A 14643-nucleotide genomic window follows, 5' to 3' on the forward strand; every position below is an offset into this window, starting at 1 on the left:
TTGAGCCTCTTTATAACTCAACTCGCCTTTTTCGACCTGATCGACGACTGACAATTTAAAGGTCAGCGAGTAATCACGCTGACTGCGCCTTTTTCCTGAATTCATTACGCCCTCCTGAGATTGGGTCAGAAGGTGTAAACCTTATTCAGGACAAGACAGCATCAAGTCAAAAAGCCTGAACAATGACCAGGCCCCTGCGTTTTTCTCGATACCCAGAGCCCGCGCCTCCCCTCGCTCGAGTACCAGGCTGCTGCGGCCATTATCCGCCTCGGTCGGCCAGTGAAATGCCATGGGCACAATCGGGCCATGCCGGTATTCCAGCTGTTGATCACCCACACGCAGGACCGCCCGACTGACCGCCTGATCCAGGCTGTAGGGTGCCAAGGTAAACCCTACCGACAACTCGCCTTGTTCCGGGGTAAAAAAGCTTCGGCGGATCAGTTGCACTTTCGTCATTTGCTCCAGCAGCGAACGCGACATTGGAAAATTGCGACCATCCACGCCGCGCAAACGGTAGCGGGTGCCTTCAGCACTGACAAAAGGCCGCAAGTAACTGTTATGAAACCGCGCGAACACACCTTGAGGCCTGAAGAACTCATGGAAATCGCCAAGGGCCACATCGCTGGTGGCGTCGGCACTGAACGGATACCGCTTACGGATCGCCTTGGCGTAGACACCGTACACATCGCTTTGATAACGCTGGTTCACATGCACGTAAGCACTCTCCAGCAAGCGCTGCCAGGTATCGTCCGCAATGCCTCCAAACCACTCGGACAGCGGCAACGGCAAACGAGCGGCCACCTCGCGCAGATTACCCAGCACATCCTGCTGCCCCTCCATGCGCCGCGTGACCCTGAGGAACGCCGCCTGTTCCGGCGCACTCTCCAGGTTCAGGGTTGCCAGTTGCAGCTGCAACTCATCGGACAGGCGCAATGCCTGGGTCAACTCGGGGCCGGGGTTCTGTTGCTCATCAAGCAACCGGTGCAACGGTTCGAAACGGCGCTGCAATGCACGCCGGGCAGAGTCGGGCAGAACATGCACCGGCAACTGCACCAGCACTGGGCTCGCCGCCTGGGCCATATTGCCAAGCTGGCCTGCCTCGCGTGTTACGTCGTCAAGTCGCTCAAGGGTGGGCAGCAAACGGGTATTTTCCCTGACCTGTTGCAACAGGTGCACCAGCGGCGATTGAGCTGAAGTGAGGCTGGCGAGTTGCTCGGCACTGTGCTTGAGGCTGTCAGACTCCAGCAGGCTCATTCGGCCCAGCGCATCACTCCAGGCATCGGCGTACTCACTGAAATAGCGTTGTTCCAGTTCGACCATCAACCGGCGCAAATCCATGGCGCTCAAGTCGGCCCCCTCACCCAGCACCCAGTTATCCTGAGCGATGGCATTCACCAACCGTGGGCCCTGCGTCTCGAAATACTGCAAATACCTTTTTGTATAAAACCCTGGAACGGGTTGATCGATGGCGGCGAATACCTTGCCCTCGGCAAGGCGCAACGGCTCCAGGTTCCGGGATTGCTCGCGCAGTACTCGATAGACCACATCAGCCAAGGACTCACCGCGCAACGCCTGACGCGCCTGGGCTATCAGTTCATCGTCGAGCTGTGCCCCGAACGGTTGCCCAAGCAAACTCGCCAGGTGTTGATTCAGCCGGCTCTGCGCCGAGGTATCACCGGCGTAACGTGCTGACCAATGAGCAGCAACGCGCTCCGCCAGCCAAGCGGGATCACGACGCTCGCGCAGTGTAAGCATCAGGTACGCCCGCAAGTTGTCCATCAACCGTTCGCGATCGTCCAGGCTGGCACGCACCTGTTCTTCAAGCGTCGCGACGACGCGGGGCAATAACTGTTCTTGCAGGGACTGCTGATAGGCCTTGGTCAGCACCGGCTGGCTCGCTTCTCCCTGATACAAGCCTGCTCGCTCAACCCACCGGACGTCTTCCAAATGAGGAAAGACCCGGGTCGCCGCCAGACGGGCATCCAACACGGGTAACACGGCGAGGGTGTCGTCTGTACCCTGGCGAGTGGCGGGCGGCGGGCGTGTCAGGTCTGCCAACTGCGCCAGGCGTTGTTGATTGGCCGAGTAACTGTGCGTCCATAACCACCCTGCCGCACCGATAACCAGGGACGCGGCCGTCGCCAACGCCCTCTGGCGCCAACGAATACGGTGTTGTTCCCGGGTCTGGAGACCGGCAAGGCCAGCCTCGGCGAAAATCACCCGGTTAAACAAACCCTGGATGAAACAGGAGCGCCGATCACCGGCGCAAGTCAAATAGAAACCTCGCAAGCCATTGATGCGCTGATAACGATGAGCAGAAAAAGCCAACTCGACGAACGCGCATAAACGCTCGCCAATTCGCGCCGCCTGCTGGGGAAAGTCGAGTATCTGGCCACGCTGGTCGATATTTCGCTCCTGGTGCAAACGCTGGATCAGCTCACCGCTCAGGCGCTGCAACAGCGTCTCGAACGCCTGGCGCACCTGGGCGATCTCGGTACCCGCCTTGCCTGCTGCCAACCGCTCGCCCAATACCGCTTCGGCACCGTCTCCCTGCGCTGAGTCGAAGTACTCGGCAAACCCCGTCAACTGGTCAGCCTGGGTCAACACCAGATAGATCGGCACATCGACATGCAGCGTTTGCTGAATTTCCTGCAGCCGTGTGTGGATCTGACGCGCGTGATGCTCCAGATCATGCTCCTGACTGCTGACCAGCGTTGGCACCGACACTGTCACCACTACGCCACTGAGCGGGTGTGATCCACGACGCGCCTTGAGCAGCCCCAGCAATTTCAACCAACCTGCAGCGTCCACCGCGCTGTCGGATTGGGTCAGGTAGCGTCCGGCGGTGTCGACCAACACCGCGTCGTCGGCGAAATACCAATCACAGTACGGGGTGGGTCCGGTAGTGGTCGGCTCTACCCGGTCAAGCGGAAACGACAAGCCACTGGCAGCCAACAGACTTGTCTTGCCGCTGCCTGCCTCGCCAATCAGCAGGTACCAGGGCAGTTCTTCACGCCAACGCTCGCTGCGCTCAGCATAGCGGCGTGAGGTTTTCAGGGTTTGGACCGCCTCCCGGAAACGGCCACGCACCTGACGCTGCTCATGCTCGATACGCCCCAACTGCTCAAGATCTGCCTGATTTTCAGGCTTTTTGAAGCGAGCCGTACGGCGCCCGCTGGCAACCACCATCGACAGTCCCCACAGCAAAAACAGTACGCTGATGGTCAACAGCCGCGCCGTCGAACCCTGCCAAAACCGATAACCGTCCACCGCGAGCAACGGCCCGAAAAACCACACCAGCAGCGCGATCGACAGCACCAGCAGCAGGCTCCAGACCCAAATCGTACCCAGCACGGTGCCCGCTCCCTTGAAGAATGCGTTCATTGATTGCTCCCCGCGTTACAAGGGCGTCCGAGTAGGGTCCGGCGCCGAAAATTGAAAAGGTTGCAGTACCTTCGTGCGCTCCTGGCCCAATACCCAGGCAAACCCGGAGTAGGTCAACAGCAAGCAGGCCAGACAAAAAATCCCGAGCCCGGCAGCAGACACAACGCGCGGCCTTGCACGTCGCACCGGGTCCGTGCCGGGCGGTAGTGCCAACACTGGCGGCGGCTCCCCCCTGACCTGCCTGACCTGTCGATACAAGGCATCGCGCAAGGCTTCGAGTTGCAACACGCCACGCTCCATGACCCGGTATTTGCCCTCGAAGCCCAACGACAGGCACAGATACATCAGCTCCAGCATCGCGAGATGCTTGACTGGGTCACGGGACAATCGCTCCAGCAACTGGAAAAACTTTTCGCCGCCGAAGGTTTCGTTATGAAAACGGCTCAGCAGGCTCATCTTCGACCAGTCGCTGCGACTCCCCCAGGCAGTGGTGACCACGGCTTCGTCAACCACACTGCACAGCACATAGCGCGCAGACATGACCTGGGCGTTTTCAGCACCGTTGTGCAGGGCTCGCGTCTCGAACTGCTTAACCCCCGCTGACAGCCGGTCGTTGAGCGTATTCAGGCTTTCCCGGCCAGAGCTTGCCTTGAGACGGGCCAACTCCGACAGTAACTCCCAGGCGGCGGCCACCAAGAGGTTGAGCCCCATATTGAACGTCTGCGCACCCCGCAAATGGGCGGCGTAGATGATTCGGTCCTCAAGATGTTCGAAACGCGGGGGCGATGGAAAGTCAGTCATCGCGCCCTGCGCCGGCCCGCGCCCCTCGCGGTCGAGCAGGACGGTTTTCTCATCCTGAGGATATTCACTGTCCGTCTTCATGGTGTTCAGTTCCTGATGGCCCAGAAGTTGAGTTCAAGCTCGGAAAATTCGCCGCCCACATGGAAGGCAAAACCACCCGATTGCTCTAGTTGCGTGATGTCGCGGGCGCTGAGTTCGAGCATGAAATAGGTTTTGCCCGCGTGAAACGGAAGCTGGCGCGGCGCCACGGGCAGCGCCTTGACCTTGATGCCCGCCAGATGCAGGTTGACCAGTTCACGTATGCGCTCCACGGGCCCGATCTTTAGGTGTGCCGGCAAACGATGGCGCAGCTCATCCGAATCACACTGTGCGCGGGCCGCCAGAATGAAGGTTGCACTGCCAAGCAACTTGAGGTCGCTCACCGGGCAGACCATCACGCCGTACTGGCGTTGTTGCAGCGCCAGTTCCATCGCGTGCTGCTCCAGCACCATCGACAGCACCGTACGAATGCCCTCCATCAGCCCACGAAAGCTCGCGCCCTGATCGTTATGCCGATAGCGCCCATCCAGATGTGCGCGCTTGCTGTCGTGGGCGAATGTCGATAACTCACCGAAGATCGATAACAACTCCCGGTACAAGGCTTCCGGACGAACCTGGGACTGGCTCAAGTAATGACGCAGCACCAACTCGCAACGATTGATCAGTTGCAGCATCAGAAAGTCCCCGATCTGCGTGCCTGAGCCCGCGCCGCTACCCTGAATACGCCCTGCGATGGCATCGCCTCGACAGGCCAGCAAACTGACCACTTCCTTGAGGCACGACGACACATAACCTGACCCTTGCAGATACATGAACGTCGGGACGAAATCCGTATCCAGGCTCACCCCCTCTTCATCCGTGGAGTCCAGCACCTGGGCGACCTTCAGCTTCACGAAAACCTGCTCACTGTGCTGCTCCCCCAAAAGCAGGCGCAGATCCGGACGGCCACAGTTGATCTGGCAACGGGAGTCGACACCCGCGTTAGAGTCGCCTACCTCAGTTGTGCAGCTGATATAGCGCGCCAGTACATCGGCCTGGTCGGACTTGCGCGCCTCGATCTGGTTACTGGTTGCCAACGGCAATGCCAGATAAATCCCTTGCCGCCCCGAGTTGGCCGGCACCTGCAGTACCAACGGTTCCATGGCCGTGCTCAACTCAAACAGGCTGCCGTCGGGTAACACACCACTGGCCTGGGTCACGACGACCTTGCCCAGATTCAGGTACTGCAAGTCGACGTCGAGACTGAGAAACCCCCAGGCATCGCTGCCAAGCAAACGGGTCCGGTTGAGTTGCTGGTTGTAGTAACGATCGTTGTGCTGCAGGTGCTGGGGCCGCAACAACATGCCTTCCTGCCAGATGACTTTATGAACGTGCATATCAATCCTTTGTCGAGCCGAAGAGTGGGTTGCCGACCCGGATACCCGCCTGATCAAGCACCAACTCGGTCCGTGTCAGTCGCTGCGGCGTAACCGGCACAACCAGCCGCCATTGCACATGGGGCAGATCTCGATAGGCCGCCAGCACCCCCACATAACGGCTCTGCGGTGAAACGCTGAGCTTGAGCGTCAACCGCTGACCAGGGCGCATTTCCAGCTCCTCGCTGCTCACCCAGTCCTTGGGCAAGGACTGTTCGGCACGGCCATAGAGGCTGAAGAAGTCAGCATTCTCGAAGGCCACGGGGTGTCGCAACTCAAGCAGGTGTATCACCACCGGAGAGGGACGACCGTGCAAGTCGGGATTGACCTGATCACTGGCCACCAACGTCAGGTCCAGCTTGGTCAGGGTCGAAAAAGGCGAAAGCGAGCTGCACCCGGCCAACAGGCCAAGTAACAACAGCATCGATGCAAGCGTGGCTCGATACATGAACGTCATCCTGTGTAGACAGCATGGAGGGTGGAGATCAGGCGGACCTGTTCCTCATAGGCTTTGACGAAGTCGTTGCCCAGCAGGCGTTCGTTCAATTGTTCATCCGCGATCAAGTACTGGTAGTGACGTTGATACGCCCGCCAATTCGCACCGTCGGTGTTAAACCTGGGCGGTTTGTCCTGAAGCTCGAAACACAACTGCAGGTGGCCGGGCGCGAACGCGGCTCGAACGCTGCGCAATGCGCTGCGACACGCCGTGAGCAAGGCAACCTGATGCGTTTGCAGGTCCCGATGCACTTGAGTAATAGCCAGCTCGGCGGGCAGTTGGCCCAACTCGTTGGTGCCCAGCAATGCCGTCAATGCCGCCTGGGCATCCACGCAGTTCCTCAACGGGTTGGGGCTGTTGAAAGGGGACTCTGCAGAACCCAGGCTCGACTCGGTTTTCAGTTCGTCGCAGGTCCGCAGGCATTGCTGCAACCCTGCGATACCGTGCCTCAGTAAACTCGCCACTTTGATTGCCAACGCCTCTCGACTTGGCGTATCAAGGCCGTCCACCGGTATGCCAAGCGCCGCTGCGAACTGCGCCCAAAACGCCTCATTGACAGCAAGCGCAGTCGTCACAGGCTGGGGCTCTGGCACTTCACGAACAGGCTCGACGCATCGAGGCACGGGCAGGAATTCCCTTTCTGCTGCGCGGTGATCCATCCATTGCCCGAGCTCGTCGGTGATCGCCTTCAACGCCTCCAACTCATCCGAGGAGCTTTGGGCCAGATGCTCCTCATCCAGCGCATGCACGGGGTCCAACGCCAGAAAGGCATCGTCGGGAATCGGTTCAGCCGCCGCAACCCTGTGTGGGTTGTGCTGCACCAACGTGCCGATCAGTCGTGCCCGTATAATCAACTCCCCCAATTGAAATACGTCACCCTCACTGATCAGTCGCGCCTGCCCTTTTCGCAGGCGTTCCTGGCTGCCAATCACGCAAATGCCATTGCTGCTGATATCGGTCAGGAAATAGCGACCTTCACGGAAGCTCACCAGGCCATGGTGGCTGGAAAGCAGACGGCTGGGATCGGGAATCACCCAGTCGCAGCCGGCCCCACGGCCTATCACACCGCCAGCACCCTCGAAGGTCTTGCAGACCGTTGGCACTGACTCTGCGCCCGCGGAGTCAAACACTTCTAACACTAATTGCATGGTCAGCCCCCCCCCTTTACTGGCCGCGAGTGATCGCCTGCGGGTCACCCAACGGACGGTAGTCAGCATCATCGAAGACGTAATTGGCGTTACAGCCGCCCAGCAAACACAACACAAGCACCACGGCTTGCCACGGACGATCAGGCATCAGGTAACTCCCATAGAAGTAAGGCAGTCCGGCACGAATCCTTGGAGGCGCCGGTGAATTATCGGAATGCTCGGGTACACCTTTTGGCATTACCCCTTGACCTCACCAAAAGGGATGTTCAAGCGCGCAAGGCGGTAGAGCAGCGTACGGCGTGCTACCCCCAGTTCACGGGCGGTACGGGTTCGGTTACCACGGTTCTTCTGCAGACAATCGATCAGGAATACGCGCTCCACCCTCTCCAGGCGGTGACGTAGCGTCGAATCCGGGACGGCCGCAGGAACCGGCGCCAGCGCCAGGTGCGCCGGCAGAATTATATCGTCGTCACACAGCAGCACCGCCCGCTCCACCAGACACTTGAGCTCGCGGACATTGCCGGGAAACCGGTGGCTCGTCAGTTGGTCAAGGGCACCGCTTGACCAGGCAACCAGCGGCCGCCCCAGTGCCGTGCAGGCCTTTTCAGCGAAATGGCGTGCGAGTTGCAGCACATCGCCGTCACGCTCACGCAAAGCAGGCAGCTCGATGGGGAACTGCGCCAGCCGGTAATACAGGTCTTCACGGAAACTGCCATTCGCCACCATCGCTGCGAGGTCGCGGTGGGTGGCAGCGATGATGCGTACATCAACTTTGTGGGAAACACTGGCGCCCAGCGGACGAACCTCTCCTTCCTGCAATACGCGCAGCAGCTTGGCTTGCAACGACAGCGGCATATCGCCGATTTCATCCAACAGCAGCGTGCCGCCGTGGGCGGTGTCGAATAACCCGGTGTAGTCGCGCTGCGCGCCAGTAAACGCGCCTTTGCGATAACCAAACAGCTCGCTCTCCAGCAACCCTTCCGGAAACGCAGCGCAGTTCTGCACCACAAATGCTTTGGTGCTGCGTGAGCCGGCAGCATGAATGGCCCGTGCCACCACTTCCTTGCCGGTACCGGTCTCGCCACGCAGCAGCACGGTATAGGGGGTGTGCAGGACCTTGCCGATCAAGCGGCAGGTCTGCTCCATCGCCGTGCTGTTACCGATCAGCCCATACGCACAACCGAGGGCTGCGCGCGGCGCGGGACTGATGGCGCCTTGCGCCGGTCGCATACACCGCAACAGGGCCAGTTGGGCCAGGGCAAAGCTGCCCAGTTGGGCCAATGATGGGACGTAGCCTTGCAACTCAACCGGGCGCTGGCTGGCGCACAACAAGACACCGATGAGGGTTTTGCGCCGACCGAACAACGGCATGCAGGACAGGCAATGCCAGGGTGTCGCCGTCGCCGGCAAAAAGCCGGTGTCATAGACACACTGACTCAAGTCATCCAGCGTAAGGGCGCGGCCCTGGGTCAGGACGAAATGCAACAGCTGCTCATCCTGTGACCCGAGGGCCGAACCCGGATTGCCCGGTGGCAGTGCTCCCTGTAAATGCTGGGCGATCAGGTCCAGCCGGCCGGCCGCCTCGTCGAACAGATACAGCTGGCTGAGTTCACACTGGCTCAGTTGCGCAATGCCTGCCGTACAAAGCCCTGGCAACGTTGCTTCGTCACCTTCCAGACCCAGTCGACTGAACCAGCTCAGCAAGGTATCGGCGTACGCCAGGGGATGGGGCAACTGGGTAAACAGGTTGTCCATCATTGGCTGAACTCGCAGACCGGCAAGCCATTGTCATCAAGCGTCGCATGCGCCAGCGACAGGCGTTCGCCAACGGTCGTAGCCGTTAGCAGGCGGTCCACTATCTGCGGCAGCAAATCGGTTTCGATCCATTGATCGATGTAACGCGCACCGCTGTCGGCATGCACACAGCGCCGAGCCATGTACTCAACCAGTTCGGGCCTGTAGGTGAAGGTAACGTTGCGTCCCAGCAGGCGCTGCCCGAGACGCTCAAGCTTGAGGCGTGCCACGTCATTGAGGACCTCACCCGCAATCGGGTAATACGGGACGACACGCATCCGGGCCAGCAATGCCGGTTTGAAGTGAGCCCGCAACGCCTTGGAAATCGCCTCTTGCAGCACCCCGACGTCAGGTCGCTGGCCGTCGGCGCACAGCTCGCTGATGCAGTCGCTGCCCAGGTTGGAAGTCATCAGGATCAGCGTATTGCGAAAATCGATTTCACGGCCCTCGCCATCATTGACCACCCCCTTGTCGAAGACCTGGTAAAACAGGTTCAACACCTCCGGATCGGCCTTTTCGACCTCATCCAGCAACACCACCGAATAAGGGCGTTGACGCACGGCCTCCGTCAGGATTCCGCCCTCGCCATAACCGACGTAGCCCGGTGGCGCGCCGATCAGCCGAGACAGTGAGTGCTTCTCCTGGTACTCCGACATATTGATGGTGGTGACAAACCGCTTGCCGCCGTACAGGAGGTCGGCAAGGGCCAGCGCCGTTTCGGTCTTGCCCACGCCGCTGGGGCCGGCCAGAAGGAACACCCCGACCGGCGCGTCCGGCTGATTGAGGCCGGCGGCAACGGCGCGCAGGCTGCGATCAAGCGCCTGCACAGCCTGCTCTTGTCCGAGGATGCGTGCCCGCAAGGCATCGGCGAAACCCAGGACTTTTTCATTGTGCTCAAGGGCCAGTTGCTCGACCGGGATTCCCGTCCAGGCGCTGATGACCTGGGCTATCAGGCGAGGACACACTTCGGGATTCGCCGACGACTGTTCGCGCTGTTGAACCCAACATTGCTCCAATGCCTGGCGCTCATGTTCGATAGCCTCAAGTCGCAGGCTCAGCGCTTGCAAAACCGGCTCATCGACAGGTAACCCCGCTTCGGCGTCCCTGCGTAAGGCCTGGTGCTGCCGCGTACCTTCGGCCAACTCGGCGAGCAGGTGCTGCAACGCTTCGGGCCGCACCGCCAAGCGCGTAAGCGCCCGTGCGCACGCGGTATCCAGCACGTCCACGGCCTTGTCCGGTAACTGGCGCCCTGCCAGGTAACGCGCGCTCATCTGCGCTGCCGCGACCACCGCATCATCACGCACGTAGACGCCATGGCTGGCCTCATACACCGCGACCAGCCCGCGCAGGATGGAAACGGCCTCCTCGACACTGGGTTCGCAGACCATTACCGGTTGAAAACGACGCGCCAGCGCCGGGTCTTTTTCGATGTACTTCTTGTACTCCGACCACGTCGTGGCAGCGATGGTACGCAGCTCACCACGGGCCAGCGCAGGCTTGAGCAGGTTGGCGGCATCGGACCCTCCGCCCTGGCCACCCGCCCCCACCAGCGTGTGGGCTTCATCGATAAACAGGATCACGGGCTGGGGCGAAGCGTTGACCTCATCGATCACCCCCTTGAGGCGCCGCTCAAATTCGCCCTTGATACCAGCGCCCGCTTGCAGCAACCCCATATCCAGGGTCAGCACGCGCACATCCTTGAGGGATTGCGGCACTCGCGCTGCCACCACTTGCAGGGCGAGGCCTTCGACGATGGCCGTCTTCCCCACGCCGGCGTCGCCAACCAGAATCGGGTTGTTCTTGCGCCGACGCGCCAGGATGTCGATCAATTGCCGGATTTCGCCGTCGCGGCACAACACCGGGTCAATCAAGCCTTCACGCGCCTGGCGCGTCAGGTCATGGGTAAAGCGCTGCAATAACGACTCCGTCGTCAAGGGTTTGGCCTCAGGACGCTGGCTCAGTACAAAGTCACGCACCCGATCAGCATCCACCCGACTCAGCAGGTGCTGATACCGACTCCCTGCGTGCGCCAAAGGATGACGCAGGAGCGCCAGCAGCAACGCGCCTTCGTCGACGTCATGGCGCTGCAGTTCAACGTGCGCAAGCATCAGCGCCTGCTGCAACCAGTGCACCAATGCCTGGGCGAAGACCGGGTTGCGCGTTGCACTCTGCTCACTCTTTGGATGAAGGATCGCCTCCAGTTCGCTCACTTCGACGCCGGCATCCGTCAAGGCCCTGACCGTCAGCCCGTAGGGATGCTCCAGCAGTGCCAGCAGCAGGTCCTCTACCAATACTTCGCGGCCACCGCGGGCGACACACCGTTCGGCTGATCGCTCCAGGTCGCGACGGGCCTGAGCGGCCAATGTGCGGATCAGTTGTTGCAGGTCTACATTCATCATAATCATCAGTCCCTAATGAGCGTTGCCGGCAAGCGTGACCACACCATCGGCCCGCTCATGGTCCAGCCAACTGGTCCATCCCAGGCGGCAGACGTTGCGTTCGCCGATATGCAGCGCACGGATCTCCCCTTGCGCCAACACCAGTCTCAGGTCGTACTCCAGGGGCGCCCGCGCGGTTAAACGCACCAGTGAACACAAGGGCAGGAACCCGTCTCCGGAGGGCAGGAATTCGTGAAACCGTTGCCAATCCAGCCCGATCACATGCACGTTGAACTTGCCACTGCGATCGGCTATCCGGCGTCCCAACACCAGGTCCTGGCCGAGCGCATGGTTGGCAGCCCCCAGTCGATTGCGTTGTTCACCAGGGACTGACACGCTGCGTTCAACCCACTGTTCAACGAATAGCCGGCTGTGGTTGAAGTAATGGCGCAGGACCGTCTCGATCATTGCGGCGGAATGCACCCGTAGACTCAGCAGCCCCAGGAAGGGCAACAATCGCTTGCAGTCCAGGTGCGTAGCACGGCGAATTTCCTCGCCCCGCAGGCCAATCAGGGCAAACATTTGCGCGGAAAAGGCATCACTGGCCCCACTGCCAAAGCGCGCCCGATAACGATATTTTTGCCAGATCGGCAGCATCAGCCGCTGCAGGCGGTGGTGAAACACATTCAGAAAGTCGCGAGTGGAATTGCCACCCGCCGACTCCGCGTACGCCTGCTCACCGTAGAACGCCGGCAGCGGTGAACCTGCGCCGAACAGCCCCAGTACATTGAGGCGCAGCCGCGCTCGCAATTGACCGTACTCCACAAAAAACTCCACTCGATCGATGTCGTGTCCGGGAAACCCGAGGCCAGGATTGGCCTGGAATTCCAGTTGGTCATACAACGCGTCCTCATCCAGGAAGGGATGGGCTACACGCAAGCGCTCGATCACCTGCAGTACCGCCTGGAACAACGAATACTCGCGGATGACACGGGACACTTCGGTTAAAGCAGAGGCTGCTGGCCCATCCGGGGTGGCCATAGGTACACATCTCCTTGTGTGCTGATAACGCTCAGTTCGTGGTACGAATTGAGGTTGGTGTACAGCGCAAAAAACTCGTTGAGCACTGAAGCGAATACAAATACGTCGCCTGGGCCGTGGAAGCCCTGGGGATCAATTGTCAGGTTCACCCGCAAACCGCGAACCGGCAGGCCATGGTGCAATCGGTCGACGGCTTCGTGACTGATGGACTGCAATGCCCCCAGTCTCTTCGCGCTGACCTTCTGCGCTTGCCGGCCGTGGTAGCGCGGCAGGTCGTAGGTTTCGAGGATCACTTTCAACGCATTGATATCGGTCAACGACAGGTAGTTGAGCGACATGTTGCTGATGAGCTTCCACAGGAAATCCTGATCCAGGGGCGGTGCAAAACTCGCGGTGGGCACGGTGATATTGCGAAATGACAGAAATTCCGGGGTCTGCTCGCAGGGCTGATTGATCTGGCCCACCTGCAGTTGCCGCGGCAGGTTTTGATTGGTACAGGTCAGCTCGATCGACAGCGTTTCCTGCTCGTGTCCTCGGCCGGCACCGAACGCCACCCACGTATCGAGACCCGCGTGCTGCGCCGATGAACGCTGACGGATACTGAAGCTGGGGGCCGCTGGCGATGCGTCGGTATCACCGTCATGTTCAAACGATTCGAACGGTACGAACGCCTGGTAACCCAGCCCGCCAGGGCGCCATCCCGTGACCTTGTCCACGGAAAAAACACCGGCGTTGCCTCGCGAATATTCCCCCGGCACCAGCAGGTATTCATCCTGTTTGCCATCCAGCCGGATCGGCACCGCGTCATGGGCGAACAGGTTGACGATGGGCGTGCAGTACAGCTTCACGTTGTCCAGGCTGGGGCGTTGTGGTTCATGCCCCTGGATACGCAGTTCAAACCGCATCACCATGCTGCGCACCTGCTTGAGCAGCGCTTGAGGCAGCGCGTGCAGGCCATCAAGACCACTCACATCCACGAACAGGTACTTGTCAGGAAAGGCGAAGTATTCCTGCAGCAGACGATAGCCACGAAAGGTATTCCGCGGATAAGGAATCAACGCCTGTTCTTCGCAGAACCCCACCGGCTGTACCTGGCTGGCATTGAGCCGCAGCGACATTGCCTGTCCATCAGCCCCGTTGACAGGCTGGCCATCCTCGCCCAGTAACAGCAACTCAATGCCTTCGAGGTGACGTAACAGGCTCAGGTAAAGCCCCTGGCTGACGTAACGGTCCCCTGCCAGGTGCAGCCGCATGGATTCGAATACCAACTCACTGAAATTGCCCGGGGCGCTCATGTCTAGACGCAGGTCCAGCAAGGCCCGCTCACCCTGGAAGACATACTCCAGGGCATTGAGTTGCAGCGGCATGACCTGAGTGACACAGCAGGTCCGGAAGCGACAGCGTTCGCCGTCGATGGCCACGCTTTCCACTGAGGTATCCCGCCCCACGCACACGGCCGGGCCCGCACGTTTCAGCGGGTCGAACTGCAGGATGCTGAACGCCGGCAGCGGCCGCATGTAGTTGGGCCACAACAGGTGCATCAGCGAGTGGGTCAGCTCGGGTAATTCGTCATCCAGTTTCTGGCGCAGACGACCGGTGAGAAACGCAAAACCTTCGAGTAAACGCTCCACGTCCGGGTCCTGGCCGGCATCGGCAAGAAACGGTGCCAGGGCAGGATTACGCTCGGAGAAACGTCGCCCGAGCTGGCGCAAGGCGCTGAGCTCGCTTTGGTAATAACGATTAAAGGCCATCCGGCGCGACCTCGACCTGCCCGCCGCCACCCAGACGGGCGTTGAACACCACAGGCTGCATGACACCGTTGACCCTCAACGAGGCATCAATGGCAAACGCCAGAACCAGGGGGTCACGATCACGCGGCAGCACCCTGACGTGCACATTCACCAGGCGCGGTTCATAGGCCTGGATAAAGCGCTCGATCGAAAGGCGCGACTGGCTTAATGACTCATGCAGGCTAAGACGCATGTCATTCAGATCCGGCAAACCGTAGTCGGGCTGCGTCTGGACGCTGCCCGCGCGGGTGCTGAGCATCTTTCCCAGATGAGCCGCGACGGACTCTACGCTGCTCGCCTGGCCGAGCGCCGGGCCTTCGAGTCGCTCGAAGAGGCTGCGGTGATAGGTCATCCCCT

11 protein-coding genes are annotated in these 14643 nt (G+C 60.4%); all 11 read right to left on the reverse strand.

Annotated features, from left to right (window positions below; all coding sequences use genetic code 11):
• Positions 1-141: 141 nt before the first annotated feature.
• Positions 142-3384: a type VI secretion system membrane subunit TssM gene (tssM, locus tag ACR52_RS22000; protein ID WP_152687667.1), complete on the reverse strand. Its 3243-nt coding sequence runs from the start codon at positions 3382-3384 to the stop codon at positions 142-144.
• A gap of 15 nt (positions 3385-3399) precedes the next feature.
• Positions 3400-4266 carry a type IVB secretion system protein IcmH/DotU gene (icmH, locus tag ACR52_RS22005; protein ID WP_048729411.1) on the reverse strand — a complete coding sequence of 289 codons (867 nt, stop codon included), beginning with the start codon at positions 4264-4266 and terminating at the stop codon, positions 3400-3402.
• A 5-nt stretch (positions 4267-4271) separates the two neighbouring features.
• Positions 4272-5600 carry a type VI secretion system baseplate subunit TssK gene (gene tssK, locus ACR52_RS22010; protein ID WP_048729414.1) on the reverse strand — a complete coding sequence of 443 codons (1329 nt, stop codon included), beginning with the start codon at positions 5598-5600 and terminating at the stop codon, positions 4272-4274.
• 1 nt (position 5601) lies between these two features.
• A complete protein-coding gene (gene tssJ / locus ACR52_RS22015) occupies positions 5602-6087 on the reverse strand; it encodes a type VI secretion system lipoprotein TssJ (RefSeq protein WP_048729416.1) in 486 nt (161 codons plus the stop codon).
• 5 nt (positions 6088-6092) lie between these two features.
• On the reverse strand, positions 6093-7283 hold the full coding sequence (gene tagH, locus ACR52_RS22020) for a type VI secretion system-associated FHA domain protein TagH (RefSeq protein WP_048729417.1): 1191 nt from the start codon (positions 7281-7283) through the stop codon (positions 6093-6095).
• A gap of 16 nt (positions 7284-7299) precedes the next feature.
• On the reverse strand, positions 7300-7431 hold the full coding sequence (locus ACR52_RS22025) for a hypothetical protein (protein WP_048729418.1): 132 nt from the start codon (positions 7429-7431) through the stop codon (positions 7300-7302).
• 89 nt (positions 7432-7520) lie between these two features.
• On the reverse strand, positions 7521-9041 hold the full coding sequence (locus ACR52_RS22030; protein ID WP_048729420.1) for a sigma-54 interaction domain-containing protein: 1521 nt from the start codon (positions 9039-9041) through the stop codon (positions 7521-7523).
• Positions 9038-11476 carry an AAA family ATPase gene (locus tag ACR52_RS22035; protein WP_048729422.1) on the reverse strand — a complete coding sequence of 813 codons (2439 nt, stop codon included), beginning with the start codon at positions 11474-11476 and terminating at the stop codon, positions 9038-9040. The genes ACR52_RS22030 and ACR52_RS22035 overlap by 4 nt, the downstream gene beginning before the upstream one ends.
• A gap of 12 nt (positions 11477-11488) precedes the next feature.
• Entirely contained in the window at positions 11489-12496 is a 1008-nt protein-coding gene (gene tssG / locus ACR52_RS22040) for a type VI secretion system baseplate subunit TssG (protein WP_048729423.1), read from the reverse strand.
• Complete coding sequence (gene tssF / locus ACR52_RS22045) at positions 12460-14247, reverse strand: type VI secretion system baseplate subunit TssF (RefSeq protein ID WP_048729425.1); 1788 nt, start codon at positions 14245-14247, stop codon at positions 12460-12462. The genes tssG and tssF overlap by 37 nt, the downstream gene beginning before the upstream one ends.
• Positions 14237-14638 (reverse strand): type VI secretion system baseplate subunit TssE, encoded by a 402-nt coding sequence (gene tssE, locus ACR52_RS22050; protein ID WP_048729427.1) that lies wholly within the window; start codon positions 14636-14638, stop codon positions 14237-14239. Before tssE ends, tssF begins: the two co-directional genes overlap by 11 nt.
• Between the last annotated feature and the right edge of the window lie 5 nt (positions 14639-14643).

The sequence above is a fragment of the Pseudomonas fildesensis genome (genome assembly GCF_001050345.1).
Lineage (GTDB): Bacteria > Pseudomonadota > Gammaproteobacteria > Pseudomonadales > Pseudomonadaceae > Aquipseudomonas > Aquipseudomonas fildesensis.